The following is an 18473-nucleotide window of genomic DNA, read 5'->3' on the forward strand; positions in this document are numbered from 1 at the left end:
ATGCAGCTCGATGGCAGCTTGTCGCTCACCGAACGGCAGAGCCTGGCGGCCAAGCGCACTAATGAGCTGCGGCAAAAAGCCACAGAATCGAAGATACGGGGCGCGTGCCGGCAGCTTCAAGACCAGGGCAAGGCACTGGTACGTGCTGCGATTGCAACGCTCGCCGGCGTATCGGTGAGAACGGTGGCCAGCTACGCGCACATCCTCACGGAAGTCTCCCGACCGGCCAGTGTGAGTGTTCTGAGGGGCAGCAGTAAGGCTATGTCCGTGCCTCCTCGGCAGGATCGTTCACCCGCTAACCCACCCGTTCAGGCCCCTGTAGGTCAGCCTGCTGATGGCCGCGCCTCGGGTGTGCAATCCGGTGTACATCAGATATCTGCGGTCCCGGAGGGGCTGCAAGCTCGAGAGCCCTTAAGAAGAGAACATGAGGATGGTTCATGATGGGGAGTGAGCGTATGAATTCAGTGCGGGCAGCGACGGCTTTGCGTGCTGCTGGTCGGCTTGAGTTGACGTGTTGAGGCGCTGAGTCGTTAACTGTACGTCCATACAGTTAACTCTGTTCTCAGCCAGGTTCGCACCATGAACTGGGCAGCCTGCGGCTGCAAATTGTGGGATTTTGAAATCGGTTATCATAGCCAAAATTGAGTCGATCCCTCCTCAGCACAGGCTTACACATGGCGTCAGAGACAAAAAAACGTAAACGGGCAAGCCGGGCAAAAGCCAAGGCAAAGCAGACCCGTCTCCAACGCGCCGGGCATACCACCTTCGTTCCCGATACCGAATTTTTCTTCGATGTCGATCCTTTGGGTGATGTCGATCTTTGTAGTTGCTGCCAGACAGCGTATCTGAACGACAGGTTTCCCGACGCTTCTTGCGTAAGCGTTTCGATGAGAGAAGGGCCAGGCGGATTCGCCATCACCGCCGTCATTCACCACGATGAGGAGCCATCCTGCTGACGTGGCCTCTGCACCGCCTGCTTACAAACCTCGACCGCTCAAAAACCTCTTCACGGCCAACGGCTGCTGGGCAGATTTGCTGGAGGCCGGCGGTCTGCGCCAAATCGAAGTGGAGTCGATCAGCAAAATGCTCGCCTGCGGCACCTCGATACTGGGCGTCAAACACTACACCTGTGGCAATGAGCATTGCCCACACGTCAAATACCTGTGCAACACCTGCCATTGCCGGGCCTGTCCTTCCTGCGGCAAAAAGTCCACCGACCAGTGGATCGCCGTGCAAAACAACCGTCTGCCCGACTGCCCCTGGCAGCATCTGGTGTTCACGCTGCCCGACACGCTATGGTCCCTGTTCTTCTACAACCGCTGGCTGCTCGATGCGCTGTTTCGGCTGGCGGCCGATAACCTGCTCTACACCGCCAAGCGGCGCGGTTTGCACGTCGGGATTTTCGGTGCGCTGCACACCTATGGCCGGCGGCTCAACTGGCATCCCCACGTCCACCTGTCGGTGACCGCGGGCGGCCTGGATGAGCAGGGCGTCTGGAAAAATCTGTCGTTCCACAAAGAGGCCCTGCGGCGGCGCTGGATGTGGCTGGTGCGCGATTACCTGCTGGGACAGCCGCTTTCGCAACTGACGATGCCGCCGCAGCTGGCCCACATCCTCTGTGAAAGCGACTGGCGCCGTCTGATACTGACCGCTGGTGGCCAGCACTGGCACATCCACTTGTCGAAGAAGACGGAAAACGGGCGAAAGACCGTCAATTACCTGGGCCGCTACCTGAAAAAACCGCCGATCTCGGGCAGTCGTCTGGCGCATTACACCTCCGGAGCCACGTTGAGCTTCACCTACCTGGATCACCGCACGCAGACCTATCAGCAGGAAACGCTGAGCCAGGCCGACATGCTGCGCCGGGTGGTGCAGCACATCCCGGAAAAGCATTTCCGGATGATCCGGTATTTTGGTTTTCTGGCCAATCGGGTCTGCGGGCAGTACCTGCCAAAGGTCTATGAAGCACTGAAGATGGCGACGCCAGGACCGGTATCAAAGCTGTATTTTGCGCCGATGGCCAAAGCCTTTCTAAACGTCGATCCGTTCCGCTGCGTGCTGTGTGGCGCGCGGATGGTATACACGGCAGCGATCAGCGGGCTGACGGTGCAGGGACTGGTCCTCAACGCTCAGGCGATCGCGCAGATGAGGTACGTGAAGCCCTGACAGGGGGAAGGTGCGTCCGCACCTAGGCTCAGCGGTAAAATAAACTGTGTTAATGCGGATTTATAGGGGTTTTCACTGCATAAGTAAGGCATCAGCGTCTTCCTACCCATCGCTATGAAGGCATGACGCCTCCTTCCATAGCGTCAGCTTGATGCATAGGCATTTTGAAATTCCTATGCATGGACGCAAATTCAAAAATTGCTGCGGATCCAACTCGCCAACGATGCACTGACCATCAGGAAATTGCGCTTAACTGACTTCCTTGTTCCATTGCTCCCCAGACCCCTTCTTCTATCGAATAGTGAGTTGATATTTGTGCAGGAGCGCCAGTGCGCCATCAACCGACATAATTGCATGGGTGATGTCATTGTTCTCCGGGGAGATACTGAAGTTTATGGTGTCACTCATATCCGCATAATGGAATTTGCACTCTTCGAACTGGGTGTGGCAAAGGTCGCTGCCGCAAAATGACGAGCGAGTGAGATCGCATTTTTGGAAAAATGCATCACGAAGGAAGCATTCGACACATTCCAGACCTACAAGGTTGCGATTGGTGAAAACGTTGTAGTCGAGCCTGCTTTTATGGAATGCGAGCTTTAATGGTGAGGCGGCTTCATTCCAATCGAGGCCAAGCAGCTTGCACTCATTAAACCGTACATCAATAAACTGTGAGCGCCCCAAGGTGACATTGCTTGCATCGCATCCAATAAACTCACACGAATCGAATTGGCACTTGTGCAGTTTTGCACCGGAGAAATTGCACTTAATAAACTTGCAAGAGGAAAAACTCCAGTCCGCTATCTTTTTATCCGAAAGGTCCAGTTCGCAAAATTCTCGTTGTTCGAGGTGACGAATTCGCTTCATGCGCGCGTTTTTATCCTTTGAATAATTCTTCATGGTATGATTAATTTTCTTCCAGTACCGTGGCCTTGATGAAGGCTTCATCAGGTGAGCTTGATTGGTATCGCGTCAAGAAATCCTGCATGCCATTAAATCGTTGCATGCCAGATTTCTGGAGAAAATAAAAGTAATCGGTGTTGGCTCCGATTTCGTCCAGAATGTGCGAAGAAACGATAATGGTGCAGCCAATATTCTTCATTTCCTTGATGAGCTGCCAAATGAGATAGCGATACTGCACATCTACGCCTGCGGTCGGCTCATCAAGGATAAAGAGCGACTTTTTGCAAAGAGCGAGCATGGCGGCGGTGGCTAACCAACGTTTCTCACCATAACTGCATATGCCCGACCGATGCTCTTTAATTTCTTCGTAGCGCCGGTGCATGGCTTTCGGCCACAAACGGTTCAGGCATAGAGAGGACTGTACTGCCGTAAGACCCTGGAAACAGGCCATCATTTCCATCACTTCGCTGATGCGTAACGCCGGGGGGAACGTAACAACCTGGGGCAGATATGCGATGTCATCCGCCTCGACGGTGATGAGCAATTCACCGCTCGTGGGCGTAAGCGAACCGCAAATCAGGTCAAACAATGTGGTTTTGCCCGCCCCATTTTCGCCTAAGAGCCCAATGATGCAGCCACGCTGAAAGGAGAACGAGAGACTATTTAACACGGTTTTCTTAGCATACTTGAAGGTTAGGTCGTCCCCACTGATCACAATGGATTTCATTGTCTGCTCCATATCGGGTTTGTTCTCATGCGGACTGCGCCGATGCCACCCAGCGCGATCAGGAGTGAAATTGTCCCTATTGATTCTACTGCGTGCACACCATTGCCAGACATAAACTTCGTAGCAATGGAGAGTGGGTTAAAGAGGTTGAGATAGGAAAGAGTAGGGATATTTGCCTTTAAACCGGCAATGCTGAATATGAGCATCGTCATGAACACAATGGAGATGCCCGAATTCGCATTCGTGAATGTGATCGGGAGCACCGAGATAAACTGCGCGCTCCATATAAACGTGATCATGATGATCATAAAGGGAAACGCGAGGCTTGTCAGGGCGCCTATAGAGTTCACGCCAAAGGCAGTGGTCGTTAAAAATATGAAGATGACGAAATAGGAAAATGAAAGCACGAGAGAGGCGTTTATTTGCGATGATAAAAAAAGCATCTTGGCTTTTTTGCCTTGAATAAACGACTTCATAAATCCGCTTTCACGCCGTCCGACGAGGTACATGGAGAAACCGAAGAGGGTAACGGAAAGCGCCAGGTAGCTCAGATACCAAGAGGCTTGAGCCTCATACCATTCAGGAGAGGCGGTATTGGTGCTGAGCGAATCAAGGTTGAGAAACACGAAGAGCAGCGGCGGAGCAATCAGCGACCAGAACAGCGCAAGAGGTTCTCGTATCTGCTCAATAATGAACAAACGACTTAATTTGTAAGTATTCACTATCCAATTTTTCAATTTTTATCCCGTTATCTGTTATGAAGTGTTGGCTACGGAAAGGGGACCATGTGCGTACTTCGATCCGAATAGACTACGGGGAACTCAGCAGCAATGGCATTTTTGTGGTTCAGTGGGCTCGAACAATCCATGTGGATGAAAAAATCCGGACTGAACACACGCACAAACCAGACCAGCGCCCCATTCAACGATTCGCTCTTTGCATAGAAGAAGACATTTTTTGTGATGGTGAGTAGATGTCTTTCAAGGTCAGAACGAATGATTTCTGGCTGTGCCAAAAAGTCGGGCATGAAAATTTCATGAAGTGGCTCTTCCTCCGTCATGAGAGTAAACGTTGCGCGCTTGTTGCATTCCCAGAAGTGCCGATGATAACTGTCATCAATATCATTGATATCATATCCACCAACCTTAAAATAGTGCAGAAAAGCGAAGCTTTGCCAGAGCTCAACTATAGATTTATCAATTGCCGAAGTTGCGGAAAATCCATAGCTGAGGCCGGTACAGTATTGAACAGTAAGCGCCTCGTCATCTGCCCCGTATAAGCTCATCACGGCATAGCCAGGAAAGCCGGGGATGGTGATTTCGTAGAGCTTTAACGATCCTGTTTTCCGAAGCTTCTGTATTAACACCCTGGTATCTTGGTTAAGACCCTCCAACTCGTCGGTAATGACAATTTCCTGCTTCACCTGTTTGGTCATCCAATACCGAAGCAGGCATTGTCTTTCGATGAGTTCTTTGATTGCTCCATCAATCGCGGACTCAAGGCGAAGATGCACCGCGCAGCCAGTCGTGTCTCGGTTCGGGAGATACCCTTGATCACTCTGAAGGTTATAATTCGACAATGAAATAAAGACTGTGGGCGCATAGCAAGGCCAATGGGAAAACAAGTTAAATACCTCATTGCACGAGAACTGATGCGATGCGATTGAGGGCCTGAGCGCTACCTGTGCAGTCTGTCGAAGCGCCGCGATATAGGCATCCGCTGCGTCGGGGGGCATCATTTCGGAAATAGTGCGCCGTTGTTCTGGGACAACTTCATTATAGAAGTGCCGTCGTTCCATGAATTCACCGACAGTGCCGCAAATAGCCTCTCGCGGCGTGCCGACTGCACTTGTGGGTGCGACCCGGTGATGATCAAAGGCTTGCGCAAGCGCTGGCAACCCGCGTGCTATTTGCGGTGTCAACATAAAGTTTGAAGGCCAATTCGATCCGCTGGGTTGAGTTATATTGATCATTTTAGTTATTCGCATTGCCAAAGAATTGTACAACCAACGGAGCCATGTGCCGCATATCAATACCGATAGTTTTGGCCACCTGGAAGTCAGTGAATCCCGCCCAAACTCGGCTGCGCAGACCAAGCGCCTGGGCATTGAGATCAGCTGTTTGATACATTGACCCGGCCTCCATGAGCGCAAGCCGATAGCCGCGCGTGCGATATTTAAAGAGCGCACGTTCAAAGAGCATTGCATAGACCAGTGCGAAATGCGGTTGCCCCAGAAGCCCAGTATCTCCACCAGAAAGATTGCTCAGGATAATATCAGGTGCATGAAGGGTCATTGCTTCCAAGTGCCTGGATAAAGGTAAAAGATGCAAGATATTTTCTTTTGTAGGCCAATTATCCACATTGTTGGAAACTCGGCAAACAAAGACTTCTATGGGATAGAGCGCCCCACCTGAAGGATAAGGACGCTTTCGGCTTTCGCTGCTTCTCGCGCAAAAACTATTTGTCATGAGCTGATCAATGACGGAAAACTCCAGTACCGATGCATCATCAAAAAACTCTGCCGACTCGTCTCGAAGTAGTGCGGTACGTGCACTCGTCAACTGTGCAGAAGGCTTTATGCCCGGCCAGATGGAGAGTTCCGACTCAATCATTTCAGCTAATGCTTTATCTGGAGCACTTGATAAGTAGCAGCGTGGAGCAGTGCCTGGAAACAGTGAGTAATTGCTTCGGGAGTGAAACTCGATAACGTGATCGTATATTTCTTGGTCTGAGAATCGCCCGATCTCAAAGGGTGAGATTTCGATAGTTTTCCCCATGAGTCACCATACCCCTTTCGTGCAGCTGCAACTATGCCAATGAGGGATGGGTTCGCTCGATACATTGCAGCGAATCACGTCGGCGCTGATGGCCGAGATAAAACTATCAAGATGGACCCGGTTGATGGGGATGCCGACAAGTTGCTGAACTCGTCGGCGCAGAATCTGAGCAGAAAAATGCCGGTCACAATCAGTCAGGGGGATGCTCGGAGGTATTGTCTTTTCATGGTTGCTTAACAGCTCGACCACTTGGTGCCAGGAACTCTTGTTGTTACCAAAACTCCGTCGTTCTCGACTGCGCCATCGCTCAAAATGGCAAAAATGGCAGGGGCTGCCAATTGATGGCATGAAGAGTCCGTCAATTTTGAACTCATGCCGAAAATAGTATGCCTGGATGAAACCGATGTTATTGAGGTTACTGCAAGAATCATAGATATCTCGTATGACCTGAGACGAATAGTTTTCAAGAGCAACAACAATGAGTGTTCTGTCTTGGAAGGCTTCATTGGGGATGCTGTCAGGCGTGCACAGTGTGGAAATATTCACTCCATCGGCGATGAGGGAGGACTGGAGCGCTGCTGTGGCTGCCCCCAGGTCACTTATCAGGGCGCATGTTGAAAAAGGTCTGTTCTCTTCTTCATGCGCAGACGCTGACTCTAGTATTCCCGTGTGCTGAAGAAATTTTACGCCTTTCTCTGGCTCAATTTCTGCGGCGCGAAGGGAGGCATTGAGTTCGCATTTCTTAAAATACTGGGCTTTGTCTCCAGCGAGAACTGTTAAGAAGCGAATCATCTTTTCTTCTATAACACGTACCGAAGCGTGAGGAGCTAGGAGTAACGTGCCACCGACACCGCCGGTGAGCCCGAAAGGTCTAATGAAGTACATTTTAGTCCTTTGATATATTGGTCGTTACTCCTTTTAAAAGAGTAACGACTGCTGCAGGTAACCTAGTTTTTAAATAGGTTTTTACACATGGTCGGGAGCGCTTGGACCACTGCCACCACTGCCACCATTACCACCACTGCAACCACCGCCGCCGCACCCACCGCACCCACCGCCTTGTCCGCCGCAGCTTCCGCCGAGGCTTGTATGGGGGCGATCAAATGAGCTTCTTTGTCCATCGACAGCGACAACTTCACCGAACTCGGAGATGTAGTCATTCTCCATTGCTTGACTCCTTTTCTGAACGTTAGTTGGTATGTTGGCGAATCAAATTGCCACTACTATGCAAATAGTTTGCATTATGAAAGGCCGGAGCGAAGCTACCGCAATTTGATGACCGCTGCAAGCAGCTGTCTTGTCTATTTGGCACTTGTCTACGGTTATCGTATTTCAAAATTTAATCAATGGACCCGGCGCCACGCTGACTTGAGCTTTATTCTCACACTGTCGATTTCGTCTTCATCGTCAAGCTTTGAAGTGGCAATCACGCGTACTACACGGATTCTGTAGGTTTTTTAAACATCGCTCTTCGATATCTCGAGTGCCTCGCCCTCCTGAGCGCCTATCTCGCGGAAGTATTTCGTCATGTAGGTGATGTGATATTCGTTACGTGTACCGCTCTCGTCATGCAGTTTGTTGTTGTAGGGGTTCGCGAAGTCCAACGGATCGAAAACGTACGTTAGCAGCGACAACAATGGGCGGTTGCAGGTGCAGAGTGCAACAAGGTCATTGAATTGAAGTGGGAGCTTCATGATACATGCCCATCACCTCTGTAATGACTTCAATCGGGCATTTGAACCCGAAGCGCTTACGAGGCCGAATGTTCATCTGATAAGAAATAGCTGTAGCGGCCTGGGGTTGTAAGCCGGAACCGCCGAAATTTCCGTCACCCCAGTTCCAGTCCCGCCAAAAGCGTATCCAGATCGATAAGTTTGCCGTCGGTCTGGAAGGTGTAATGTCCGTTCAGCAGGATGTGCCGCCACGCCGCCGACGACATCTGCGTGATCAACGCCTGTGCCTTGGTATTGTTAGCCGCCTCGTACTTCGTCAGCAGCCGAGACAGGATGGCGGAGTTGTAGAAGATGATCGCGTTGGCGATCAGCCGAGCGCACTGGTTACTTGTAGCGGCCTGCAATCGAAATGGTCTCGACCTGCAATCATCGCATTTTTCGACCGGGATTAATTGCGTCTATCCGAGCCAGCAGACCGAGATTATTTGCGAATGAACCTGCATTCATCTGATCCGACCTGCAATCGACCGTCATGAACCGGAATTGACTGCGAGTGAGCGCACGCTGTTTCTGTCTCATTCGAGTACACCCTTGCGGGACGCGTGTCTGAGGCGTTTTTTATGTCTCAATAGGGTTGATTTTCATTTTTGATATAGTACTTTCACAAAATCTAGAGCCTAAAGAGACAAAAGCGCTATTGGGGTAGAGGACTGAATCTTGTGTCCGCCACTATGGTGCTCTGGAACTCAGGGTTTGGGAGTAACGAAACAGAATGTGCACTTGTCAACGCCAACTAAAAAGTGACCCCCTTCCGTGCTAAATCGCCAACTTAGTTTTGACCCCCCTCGGGTTCATATTTTCGAGCCGGTTCGGCCCGAGAAGATTTGGTTCCTGCTTTGCGCTTGTCCTTGAGTCGATAGCTTTCACCTGTCATCTGCACGATATGGGCATGATGTAACAGCCTGTCCAGCATGGCCGCTGTCAGTGTTTGATCATCCGCAAAGGTTCCGGCCCACTGGGTAAACGGCAAGTTACTCGTGAGGATCAGGCTGCCTTGCTCGTAGCGCTTGGCGACAACATTGAAGAACAGGTTGGCTTCATCACGACCAAACGGCAGGTAGCCGATTTCATCGATGACCAACAACCCAGGGGCCATCACCACACGACTGAAGTATTCCTTGAGCCGTTCCTGGCGGTGCGCAGCGGTCAGTTGCAGCATCAAGTCAGCCGCAGTGACGAAGCGGGTTTTGATACCGGCCATCACTGCCCGGTAGGCCAGGGCGATGGCCAGGTGGCTCTTGCCTACACCACTAGGCCCCAGGAACACGATGTTCTCGGTACGCCCAACAAAACTCAATGCTGCCAGCTCCTGGAGCTGTGCCCGGGGGACGCCGGTGGCAAACGCGAAGTCGTATTGCTCCAGCGTTTTCACGGCGGGCAGCGCGGCAGTTTTCAGCAGGGCCTGTCGAGAGCGTTCACTTCGGGCATCGGTCTCGGCAGCCAGCAGCTTTTCGAGGAAGTCGGCAAAGCTGTCTTCGCCGCTTGCTGCTTGTTGGGCAAGGTGCGGCCAGTCCACCCCGACGCGCTCAAGCTTTAGCCCCTTGCATAGTTCTGTCAGGCGAGCATGTTGAAGGTTCATGCTCTCACCTCCAGCAGTTGCTCATAAACCGACAGCGGATGCTGCAAGCTCTCGTACGGCAGGACCCGTCCCAGGCGTAGGCCTTGGGCGGGTTGTGGGCGCAGGCTCTGTGTTGGCAGTGGTAATAGTACCTGCTGCTCTTGGGCCAGACGTACCGCCGGTTGAACACCCGTCGTGCCGTGAATCCGCTGATGAGCGACTTCGTCGAGCCATTGGCCGATATGTGCGTTGGCCGTCACCACATCCAGCGTCAGACCCGCACTCTTGAGCGTAGCGGCCAACGGGGTAATGAAACTGCCCTTCAGATACCCGTTGAAGCGCTCAACCTTGCCCTTGGTCTGGGCACGGTAAGGGCGGCAGACCTTGGGAATAAAACCAAACTCATCGGCCAGCGCAGCCAATCGGGGATGCCAACGGTGCTGGCCCTCCCCAAAAGCATCTCGCTCGGTGATGATGGTTCCGGCGTTATCAAACAATGCCTGCTCGGGCACGCCGCCAAAGTAAGCGAACGCCTCCCGAAGCCCTGTCAGCCAGGCTTCGCTGTCCTCTCGCTCGGAGAAACGGACAAAGCTTGCTCGACTAAAACCAAGTGTCGCCACGAACGCCTTAAGCGGCTGACGGCCTCGTCGAATGGTGGTGAAGTCCACCTGTATCTGCTTGCCGGGCAGTGTCTCGAAACGTACCACCGGCTCTTCTGCCTTACGTTTGAAGGGGCGAATATAAGCCTTCAGACGACTGACGCCGCCGCTGTACCCCAATGCCGTGATCTCACGCAGCAGGACGGTCGCCGGAATCCAGTGTGGGCGCGCCGCCTCAATACGCTCGTGCAGGTAGTCCTTGAAGGGGTCGATTTTGCACGGACGTGCGGGTCTCACCTTGTCACTGGGTAGCGACCGGGCCTTTCGCAGGTACTTGCGCACGGTGTTACGCGAAATACCCAGCTCACGGGCGATGAATTTGATGCCATGGCCCTGACGGGCCAACACTTTAATTTCCACAGACTGCTCCTGGGTCAACATATTGGCAGCTCAAAGCCGCCAGTTTTACCCAGGGGGGTCAATTCTAGGTTGGCGTTAGGGGGTCATTTTTACAGTGGCGGTGACATACACGGCAGCGATCAGCGGGCTGACGGTGCAGGGACTGGTCCTCAACGCTCAGGCGATCGCGCAGATGAGGTACGTGAAGCCCTGACAGGGGTTGTAAGCCGGAATCCCAGAAATTTCCGTCATGGGCGAGAAGCCAGTACTGGTGCGGATTGACGCCAAACAGTTATTTTCCGGCTGCGACGTCGCCAAGCCGAAAACTGTTTGATTGAGCGGCCAAAACATGTACGGAAAACCGTGTCGGATAGCAAAAGCAGCCGTAAACCGCTCTGGTGACGTTTTCCGACGGAATTTTCCGGGGTTCCGGCTTACACCCCCAATAATGGGCCTCATGGCAAAGCTCAAATCGATGTTCATTGCTCCCCGGCCCTCATATTTCCCCGCAGGCTGGGAACTGCCGGCTGGTGCGGCTCCACTAACACTTCCGTGCTCTCTACAAGCAATCGTATTTTTTGGTTTACGTATAGAGCCTAGTCATTCATTCTATTTATAAGAACCAGACAAGAGGACAAGTGCTATGAACAGGCTTCACAAGACCAGTCTGCTGGCGGCTATATTGACCGCATCCCCCTGCATTATGGCAGCTAACGCTCATGCTATGAGTTGTCCTGTCCCGCAAAGCGTGAAGTACGTTAATGGTATCTATATTGCGCCGGAAACGTTTGCTGGTTGGGAGGGGAACTGGGTTTCTCAACCACACAAGAAACACTCCATTAAAGAGTTTTCCACTGCTTTATATCTTTCAGTGGATAAAAGTCAGAAGGGAGGAACATTGACTAACTGTAGTTATTCACTAAGCGGAGATAATGGCGTAATAGATCTTGAGTATCGAAAAGCAGGAAATGAGAATAGACTAAAGACACTTATCGTTTCCATTGAAGGTCAGCACAATTGGATTAAAGAGCGTGGCGCGGTTGGAATTCAAGGATATGAATGTACAAAGTCAGCATCTGAGTGTCAGTTCGTTCCGCTGCGGCTAAACGAGGACTGATGAGTTTATGCATGGGGATTTTAAGATGCCTATGCATCAAGTTGACGTTATGAAGAAGGCGTCATGTCTTCATAGCCCCCTTCGAGGAGATGTGCCCAATACTGGTTAGCGGTGAAGAGGTTTTTGAGCGGTCGAGGTGCGTAGGCTGGACTCATCTGAAGCAGCAGCGGTGGGTAAGCAGGCTTCATGATGATCAATAACGGGCATCATGACAAAGCTCAAATCAATGTTTCTGCTGCTAAGGGTTTGCATAATGGCCGGTAATAAACCTGCTGCTATTAAGGCCGAATTGAGTCTGCATGGGGCTGTTTTTGAAAGCTGCGGTAATACTCTTCTTTTGAATACGTGGAAAAGCCTGTCGGGGCAGCTTCAGCTATATTGGTCTGTACATCAAGAAAGTCATGGTCGCGCCGGGGCCAAGCTTGATGCACACGAAGATTATGTGTCGCTAGCTTGCGGTGAGAGCTTTGAGAAAATGGCGGATGAAATTAAAGATCACGGGCAGCGTGGTTTAGAGAAAGTAGTTGCTTCGCTCAAGGCCCACCAGGGATAGCACCGTTTTAAGTGAATTAAAATAGGTATAAGTCATGTCAGAAACACTGATGAGCATTTCTTGTTTGCACAAGAAGTTCGGGGACCTGCACGTCCTGAAAGGCGTGGATCTTGAAGTTAAAAAAGGCGATAGGATTGCCATCATTGGTGGGAGCGGTTCAGGTAAAAGTACAATGCTACGCTGCCTGAACTTCATGGAGACTCCCACGGCAGGCGTGATAAAACTTGACGGGAAGACCATAGGGAAGCAAGTAGGCCAGGGCGCTAATGGTGAGGTATGGATGTCTTATCCAGAGCAGGATTTGTGTGAGGTCAGGAAAAAAGTTGGTATGGTTTTCCAGCAGTTTAACTTGTTTCCGCATATGACAGTGCTTGAGAATGTCATGGAAGGTCTTATCCAAGTTCGAAAATTGAATATGGACCAAGCACGCGAAATTGCTTTGCGTGAATTAGCGAAGGTTGGTCTGAACGATAAGGTAGATGCATATCCTAGTAGGCTTTCAGGTGGTCAGCAGCAGCGTGTTGCCATCGCCCGCGCTCTGGCAATGGAACCAGAAATTTTGTTATTCGACGAACCAACTTCTTCGCTAGATCCTGAACTGGTAGGTGAAGTGCTGAACGTGATCAATCAGCTGGCAGATGAAGGTCGTACTATGTTGCTTGTTACACACGAGCTGGGGTTTGCTTATCATTTTGCTAATCGTGTAATTTTTTTCGCAGATGGTGCTTTTCACGAGATGGGCACTCCAGAGGAAGTGCTGAAGTTACCTCAGAAAGAAAAAACCCAAGATTTCATCAAGCGTTTCACTGCATTCCATTTTTGACGTAACCTTTAAGGATTTCACATGAGTACCGCTCGCTCGACTACCAGCTCCCAGGGCTATCTGCCTGACAGCCGCAATGAAAACGTGTTGGTTTATTTAAATGGTGAGTTCGTCCCAAAAAACGAAGCTACTGTTTCCGTATTCGATAGTGGCTTTGTGCTTGGTGATGGTGTTTGGGAGGGCCTGCGACTTGTAAAGGGTAAAGTTGTATCCTTTGACTTGCATATAAATCGAATTTTCGAAGGCGCTAAATCTATTGAGTTGGATATAGGCCATACAAAGGAGGAGCTTAAGGCTCTCGTCCTCAAGACATTTGAGGTCAACAGTATGGCTGATGGCGCCCATGTGCGTCTAATGGTTACTCGGGGTAAGAAACATACGCCAAATCAAGATCCCCGTTTTGCGCTGGGTAAAGCAACCATCGTGATCGTGGCAGAATACAAAGTGATCGATAAGAGCAAGAAGACCGGACTTAAACTGTTTACGTCGACTTATCGTTGCAGTGGCCCTGATGTTTTCGATCTGCGTCTTAATTCACACAGTCGCCTGAATTTTATCCAGGCTCTAATACAAGCAATCAATGCCGGTGCGGACGAAGCACTTATGCTGGATCCGCATGGCTTTGTTGCGAGCTGCAACTCAACGAACTTTTTTATAGTGCGTAATGATGAGTTATGGACTTCGACAGGGAAATACAATTTCAACGGTATTACACATAAGAATATCAAGCGCCTTGCCGAAGAGAATGGTATCAAGTTGTTCGTCGGGGATTACACCTTGGCCGAAGTATACACCGCCGATGAAGCTTTTCTCACCGGGACATTGGGTGGAATCACGCCTGTTACGGTTGTAGACGGAAAGGTCATTGGGGAAGGCAATCCTGGCCCACTAACTGCCAAGCTTGCAGAATTGTACGAAAACTACATTAACAGTTAACTAAGCCTAAGTTTCAGGGGGAAACCATGAAAAGTCTCAGTAAGGTAGTTCGTAATTCGGCTTGTGCGGTGTTGGTATGCTGCGCCACTGCATTTCCGCTCATTGCAACGGCTGCGGAAAACACTCTGGACAAGGTCAAGAGCGCTAAGGTACTACGAATAGGTGTGGCGTCTGGCGATCCTTGGTATTACAAGGATCCGATCAGTGGTGAGTGGACCGGTGTCGGCTTCAGAGTCGGCGAGAAAATAGGCGAGGACCTCGGCATAAAAGTCGTACCGGTTGAAACCACCTACGGCAACGCCCCCGCTGCCCTTCAAGCGAACCAAATCGACGTGTTTTTCGTATTGGATGCGACAGAAGAACGCAAAAAAGCGCTGGATTTTCCTACCCAACCGTTGCTCTGGTACAAGCAGGGGGTGCTGGCGAAGGACGGTTTGAAAGCTGATAGCTGGGAAGATCTAAACAAACCGGACGTGCGCATTGGGGTTGCCCTCGGGACTGCTACTGATCGTGATCTGACCAAGCGTTTACCCAATGCCAAGATTGAGCGCTTCGCGAATACTGATGAGACCGTCGCGGCCTTTATGGCGAAACGTGTAGATGCATTCGCCTTCTATCACCCCGTGCTCGCCATCGCGCAGTCCCACATCCATACCGGAAATTTGATTGTTCCAGAGCCTGTTGTCGAAATACCTACTAGCGCAGGCGTTCGAAAAGAAGAAGACCAAGTCTGGGTCAGCTATCTTAATACCGAGATCCAGAAGTTGAATGATTCGGGAGATATCCAGAAAATCTTCGCTGGCTACATGGCTACCAAAGGATTGGACCCAGCTAAAGTACCAAGTGTTATGAAAAGCAACTAAGACGAAATTGGGTGCGGCTTCAGCTGCTCCCAGCTCCAATTATATTTAACGATTTAGGTGTACCATGGACTATCAATGGGACTTTGGCGCGGTTTGGCAGTACCGCGACATGTTTTGGACCGGCATTATAGGAACAGCTCAGTTGGCCGGGTTGGCCATTGGGCTTGGTATCCTAGTAGGCCTCGCTGTAGCATTGATGCGCCTGTCGCCTAAAAGGTATTTGTCTGTACCAGCAACTATCTTCGTGGAGTTTTATCGAAATACGCCACCGTTAGTGCACTTTTTTTGGTTTTTTTATGCTTTGCCGATGGTGGCGGGGATCAACCTATCTCCTTATTGGGCTGCGACCATCGCTCTGGCGACACAATCAGGGGCTTTCTATGGAGAGGTTTTTCGCGGAGGTATCAAATCTATTGAGCGTGGCCAATGGGAGGGAGCAAAAGCAATCGGCATGACGCATTCAAGGGCCCTTTATCGTGTAATCGTTCCTCAGGCAATGCGCAGGATGACCGGTCCATTCATAGAGCGGACATTTGAACTGACTAAAACCACCTCACTTGCGTCCACCCTGGCATACGCAGACATCGTCTACGAAGCAATGCAAGTGAACAGTATCACCTTCCGCCCTCTAGAGGTCTATACGACTGTCGCACTAATCTATTTCGTGTCACTGCTGATGCTGAGTACAGTCTTCCGTTTTGCTGAACACCGCATGGGTAGGTATTGAGGAGTGTCGATATGAATTTTTCTTGGGATATGACCGTAACACTCGCGAGTCTGCCAGTTCTTATGCGCGGGGTATGGATGACTCTTCAACTGTGGATCGTCGCCTTTCCAATTGGCATGGCTATCGGGGCGGCTATGGGATTGGCAAGGACCTCCAACAGCCGGATTTTAAATTGCTTAGCTATCGCATATGTCGAAGTTTTTCGTAACACGCCAGTGCTCATCCAGCTAATTTGGTTTTACTATGCATTGCCCGTACTCACGGGGCAGCAGCTTAGTGCATTTGAAGCCGCTATCCTGGGCCTGACGCTCAACACCTCTGCGTACTGCACGGAGATATACCGTAGCGGCATTCAATCCGTAGCCCGTGGGCAATGGGAGGGGGCTAAGGCAATTGGTATGGCTCAGAGCCAAATCTTGAAACGAATAATTTTCCCGCAGGTCTTCAAGCGGATGCTACCCGCATTTACAAATCGTGGTATCGAGATGGCTAAGATGACGTCCCTTTGCTCGGTCATTGCGGTCCATGAAATCATGTACCAAGGACGTTTGTTGAGTTCTGCATTCTATAAGCCACTGGAAGTATTTACCTGTGTCGCATTGATCTATTTTCTGGTGATTTATCCAGGGAGTTGGCTGTCAGCAAGGCTAGAGAAGAAGTTCGCCAGGTTCGATTGATTGTGGTGTTCAATATGAGCCGGTACGGCCTCTATCTTTTAGCCGTGCCCGTGGGAATTCTCGCAGCAGGCGCCACTTGGTTCTTTAAAACTGCCATTCATTGGCTAAGCGTGTTGCTGTACGGGTCAGCTGAATCCTATGGCGGCTTAGCCACGCAGCAACCGTGGTACTTTCCACTGATCACGGTAGGTCTTGGCGGGTTAGTGGCGGGTGCAATACTTCAGCTAGCAGTGCGTAAAGAGGAAAAGTCGAAGGGACCGACCGATTATCTTGAGGTTATAGACACGGTAGAGGCAAAAATTCCGGTGGGCACTTCGATATTCAGATGCGCTTCATCCTTAATTAGTATAGTTAGCGGCACCTCAATTGGGCGTGAAGGCGCCATGATTCAATTAGCTGCACTTGATGCATAGGAATTTCAAAATGCCTATGCATCAGGCTGACGCTATGACGGAGGCGTCATGCCTTCATAGCGATGCGTAGGAAGACGCTGATGCGTTACTTATGTAGTGAAAATCCCTATCAGTAAGCGTTAATGCAGGTTATTTCACCGCGAAGCCTAGGTGCGGACGCACCTTACCCCTGTCAGGGCTTCACGTACCTCATCTGCGCGATCGCCTGAGCGTTGAGGATCAGTCCCTGCACCGTCAGCCCGCTGAGCGCCGCCGTGTATACCATCCGCGCGCCACACAGCACGCAACGGAACGGATCGACGTTTAGAAAGGCTTTGGCCATCTGCGCAAAATACAGCTTTGGTACCGGTCCTGGCGTCGCCATCTTCAGCGCTTCATAGACCTTCGGCAGGTATTTCCCGCAGACCCGATTGGCCAGAAAACCAAAATACCGGATCATCCGGAAATGCTTTCCCGGGATGTGCTGCACCACCCGGCACCGCGTCAGACTAGGGTCTGTTCCCGTTTCACATTGGCAGCCACAGAAAAGCGCAGGCCATTGCTATGACGCTTTCATAGTTTCTCTTGAGTTTGTCGAACCGAGAAGCCGCCGCCCGGAAATGCTTCAACCGGGCAAAGGCGTTTTCTACGAGATGTCGATTGCGATATAACCCTTTGTCCAGATCTGCGTTCCCTTTCAGAGAATTGCGCTTTCGTGGAATCACCACTTTGCTGCCTTGCTGCTCGACCTGAGCGCGTATCGCTTCAGTGTCGTAGCCCTTGTCCGCAATGATCACTTCTGCATTGGGCATCTTGGCAATCAACGAGGCCGCCTGCGAACAATCATTGGTCTGGCCTCCGGTCACGTCAAATGCAATGGGCAGCCCACAAGCGTCTACAGCCAGGTGAATCTTGCTGGTGTTACCGGCTCGGCTTTTTCCGATGGCCTGGTCCTGCGTGCTGGCAGCACCTGCACTGTGCTGATGAGCCTTTACATAGCTGCCATCAATGAAAACCCACTCCATGTCAGGATCGGTCATCAGCACCTCAAGCACCTTGACCCACTTGCCTGAAGCAGACCAGGCATTGAACCGCTTGTAGACCTTGCTCCAGTTTCCAAACGCTTTCGGCAGGTCTCGCCAAGGGCAACCCACACGCATGCGGTACAGCATGCCTTCAACCGTGGTGCGCAAATCTCGCTTGTTGTAGATCGATTCGTGCAGCAAAATTTCTCGAAGCTTCGGCCAGTGCTCATCACTGAGCATTAATCGGGGCATTGCAGGCTCGTATTGGTGTTGTGTGAGAACTCCAACAATACGGGCCTGTTCTCATAGAGATCAATGGGTTACGTCGAAACGGGAACAGACCCTAGGGCGGTTTACTGTATTTCCTGACGGATCGCCGTCAACTTCTAGGACCTCAACCTGACAGAATTCACGTTAGCGTACGATTTTTTCCGTTTTCTCTATTCGCCCCAGCATCAGACGTAAAGAGGTCCCGTGTAGAAGGGGTCTGGGGAGCAATGG

23 protein-coding genes and 3 pseudogenes are annotated in these 18473 nt (G+C 51.1%); 11 read left to right on the plus strand and 15 right to left on the minus strand.

What is annotated here, in order from left to right; translation table 11 throughout:
* From AC4ANK_RS28555 to AC4ANK_RS28565, 3 genes are all read left to right on the plus strand, one after another.
* A partial coding sequence (locus AC4ANK_RS28555; protein ID WP_080719000.1) for a replication protein A occupies positions 1-441 on the plus strand: 441 nt, incomplete at its 5' end.
* 233 nt (positions 442-674) lie between these two features.
* Positions 675-956 (plus strand): hypothetical protein, encoded by a 282-nt coding sequence (locus tag AC4ANK_RS28560; protein ID WP_015062535.1) that lies wholly within the window; start codon positions 675-677, stop codon positions 954-956.
* On the plus strand, positions 937-2166 hold the full coding sequence (locus AC4ANK_RS28565) for an IS91 family transposase (RefSeq protein ID WP_460383579.1): 1230 nt from the start codon (positions 937-939) through the stop codon (positions 2164-2166). The genes AC4ANK_RS28560 and AC4ANK_RS28565 overlap by 20 nt, the downstream gene beginning before the upstream one ends.
* A 291-nt stretch (positions 2167-2457) precedes the next feature.
* Here the strand turns inward: AC4ANK_RS28565 and AC4ANK_RS28570 are convergent, their stop codons facing one another.
* The 13 genes and pseudogenes from AC4ANK_RS28570 to AC4ANK_RS28630 all read right to left on the minus strand — a co-directional run bounded on the left by AC4ANK_RS28570 (position 2458) and on the right by AC4ANK_RS28630 (position 11342).
* Positions 2458-3111 (minus strand): pentapeptide repeat-containing protein, encoded by a 654-nt coding sequence (locus tag AC4ANK_RS28570; protein ID WP_489980879.1) that lies wholly within the window; start codon positions 3109-3111, stop codon positions 2458-2460.
* Positions 3071-3793 (minus strand): ATP-binding cassette domain-containing protein, encoded by a 723-nt coding sequence (locus tag AC4ANK_RS28575; protein WP_054082463.1) that lies wholly within the window; start codon positions 3791-3793, stop codon positions 3071-3073. Before AC4ANK_RS28575 ends, AC4ANK_RS28570 begins: the two co-directional genes overlap by 41 nt.
* Positions 3790-4515, minus strand: coding sequence for a hypothetical protein (locus AC4ANK_RS28580; protein ID WP_004661047.1), 726 nt, complete (start codon positions 4513-4515; stop codon positions 3790-3792). Before AC4ANK_RS28580 ends, AC4ANK_RS28575 begins: the two co-directional genes overlap by 4 nt.
* A gap of 47 nt (positions 4516-4562) precedes the next feature.
* Positions 4563-5765, minus strand: coding sequence for a YcaO-like family protein (locus AC4ANK_RS28585; protein WP_235658850.1), 1203 nt, complete (start codon positions 5763-5765; stop codon positions 4563-4565).
* A gap of 1 nt (position 5766) precedes the next feature.
* Positions 5767-6570, minus strand: coding sequence for a SagB/ThcOx family dehydrogenase (locus AC4ANK_RS28590; protein ID WP_460385258.1), 804 nt, complete (start codon positions 6568-6570; stop codon positions 5767-5769).
* A gap of 3 nt (positions 6571-6573) precedes the next feature.
* On the minus strand, positions 6574-7455 hold the full coding sequence (locus AC4ANK_RS28595) for an McbB family protein (RefSeq protein ID WP_058886746.1): 882 nt from the start codon (positions 7453-7455) through the stop codon (positions 6574-6576).
* 81 nt (positions 7456-7536) lie between these two features.
* Positions 7537-7737, minus strand: coding sequence for a microcin B-related gyrase-targeting bacteriocin (locus AC4ANK_RS28600; RefSeq protein ID WP_128650807.1), 201 nt, complete (start codon positions 7735-7737; stop codon positions 7537-7539).
* 290 nt (positions 7738-8027) lie between these two features.
* Complete coding sequence (locus AC4ANK_RS28605; protein ID WP_460385259.1) at positions 8028-8264, minus strand: hypothetical protein; 237 nt, start codon at positions 8262-8264, stop codon at positions 8028-8030.
* Positions 8239-8355: pseudogene (locus tag AC4ANK_RS28610) on the minus strand (IS30 family transposase); the annotation flags it as partial. The gene AC4ANK_RS28605 and the pseudogene AC4ANK_RS28610, both read right to left, overlap by 26 nt.
* Positions 8356-8398: 43 nt before the next feature.
* Positions 8399-8632: pseudogene (locus tag AC4ANK_RS28615) on the minus strand (Tn3 family transposase); the annotation flags it as partial.
* A 440-nt stretch (positions 8633-9072) separates the two neighbouring features.
* Complete coding sequence (gene istB / locus AC4ANK_RS28620) at positions 9073-9882, minus strand: IS21-like element ISPsy4 family helper ATPase IstB (protein ID WP_460383631.1); 810 nt, start codon at positions 9880-9882, stop codon at positions 9073-9075.
* A complete protein-coding gene (istA, locus tag AC4ANK_RS28625; protein WP_002551322.1) occupies positions 9879-10901 on the minus strand; it encodes an IS21-like element ISPsy4 family transposase in 1023 nt (340 codons plus the stop codon). Before istA ends, istB begins: the two co-directional genes overlap by 4 nt.
* Positions 10902-11036: 135 nt before the next feature.
* Positions 11037-11342: a hypothetical protein gene (locus AC4ANK_RS28630; protein WP_460385273.1), complete on the minus strand. Its 306-nt coding sequence runs from the start codon at positions 11340-11342 to the stop codon at positions 11037-11039.
* Between the two features lie 160 nt (positions 11343-11502).
* Between AC4ANK_RS28630 and hopBM1 the strand changes: the two genes are divergently transcribed.
* From hopBM1 to AC4ANK_RS28670, 8 genes are all read left to right on the plus strand, one after another.
* The gene (gene hopBM1 / locus AC4ANK_RS28635; RefSeq protein ID WP_074800939.1) at positions 11503-11976 is read left to right on the plus strand and encodes a type III secretion system effector HopBM1; all 474 of its coding nucleotides are present in this window, start codon (positions 11503-11505) and stop codon (positions 11974-11976) included.
* Between the two features lie 226 nt (positions 11977-12202).
* Positions 12203-12529 carry an FCD domain-containing protein gene (locus tag AC4ANK_RS28640; protein WP_327160907.1) on the plus strand — a complete coding sequence of 109 codons (327 nt, stop codon included), beginning with the start codon at positions 12203-12205 and terminating at the stop codon, positions 12527-12529.
* 34 nt (positions 12530-12563) lie between these two features.
* Positions 12564-13352: an amino acid ABC transporter ATP-binding protein gene (locus tag AC4ANK_RS28645; RefSeq protein ID WP_002556064.1), complete on the plus strand. Its 789-nt coding sequence runs from the start codon at positions 12564-12566 to the stop codon at positions 13350-13352.
* Positions 13353-13373: 21 nt separating this feature from the next.
* Positions 13374-14288, plus strand: coding sequence for an aminotransferase class IV (locus tag AC4ANK_RS28650; protein WP_002556065.1), 915 nt, complete (start codon positions 13374-13376; stop codon positions 14286-14288).
* A 26-nt stretch (positions 14289-14314) separates the two neighbouring features.
* A complete protein-coding gene (locus AC4ANK_RS28655) occupies positions 14315-15151 on the plus strand; it encodes a transporter substrate-binding domain-containing protein (protein ID WP_002556066.1) in 837 nt (278 codons plus the stop codon).
* Positions 15152-15215: 64 nt separating this feature from the next.
* Positions 15216-15878 (plus strand): amino acid ABC transporter permease, encoded by a 663-nt coding sequence (locus AC4ANK_RS28660; protein ID WP_031598554.1) that lies wholly within the window; start codon positions 15216-15218, stop codon positions 15876-15878.
* Between the two features lie 11 nt (positions 15879-15889).
* Entirely contained in the window at positions 15890-16555 is a 666-nt protein-coding gene (locus AC4ANK_RS28665) for an amino acid ABC transporter permease (protein ID WP_031598555.1), read from the plus strand.
* A 14-nt stretch (positions 16556-16569) separates the two neighbouring features.
* Positions 16570-16968, plus strand: coding sequence for a chloride channel protein (locus AC4ANK_RS28670; protein ID WP_141232798.1), 399 nt, complete (start codon positions 16570-16572; stop codon positions 16966-16968).
* Between the two features lie 172 nt (positions 16969-17140).
* On the opposite strand, the pseudogene AC4ANK_RS28675 reads toward AC4ANK_RS28670, so the two are convergent.
* Positions 17141-17443: pseudogene (locus AC4ANK_RS28675) on the minus strand (transposase); the annotation flags it as partial.
* A gap of 31 nt (positions 17444-17474) precedes the next feature.
* Positions 17475-18224, minus strand: coding sequence for an IS5 family transposase (locus tag AC4ANK_RS28680; protein WP_460382697.1), 750 nt, complete (start codon positions 18222-18224; stop codon positions 17475-17477).
* Positions 18225-18473: the final 249 nt, after the last annotated feature.

The organism is Pseudomonas sp. Pmew2 (assembly GCF_058129885.1).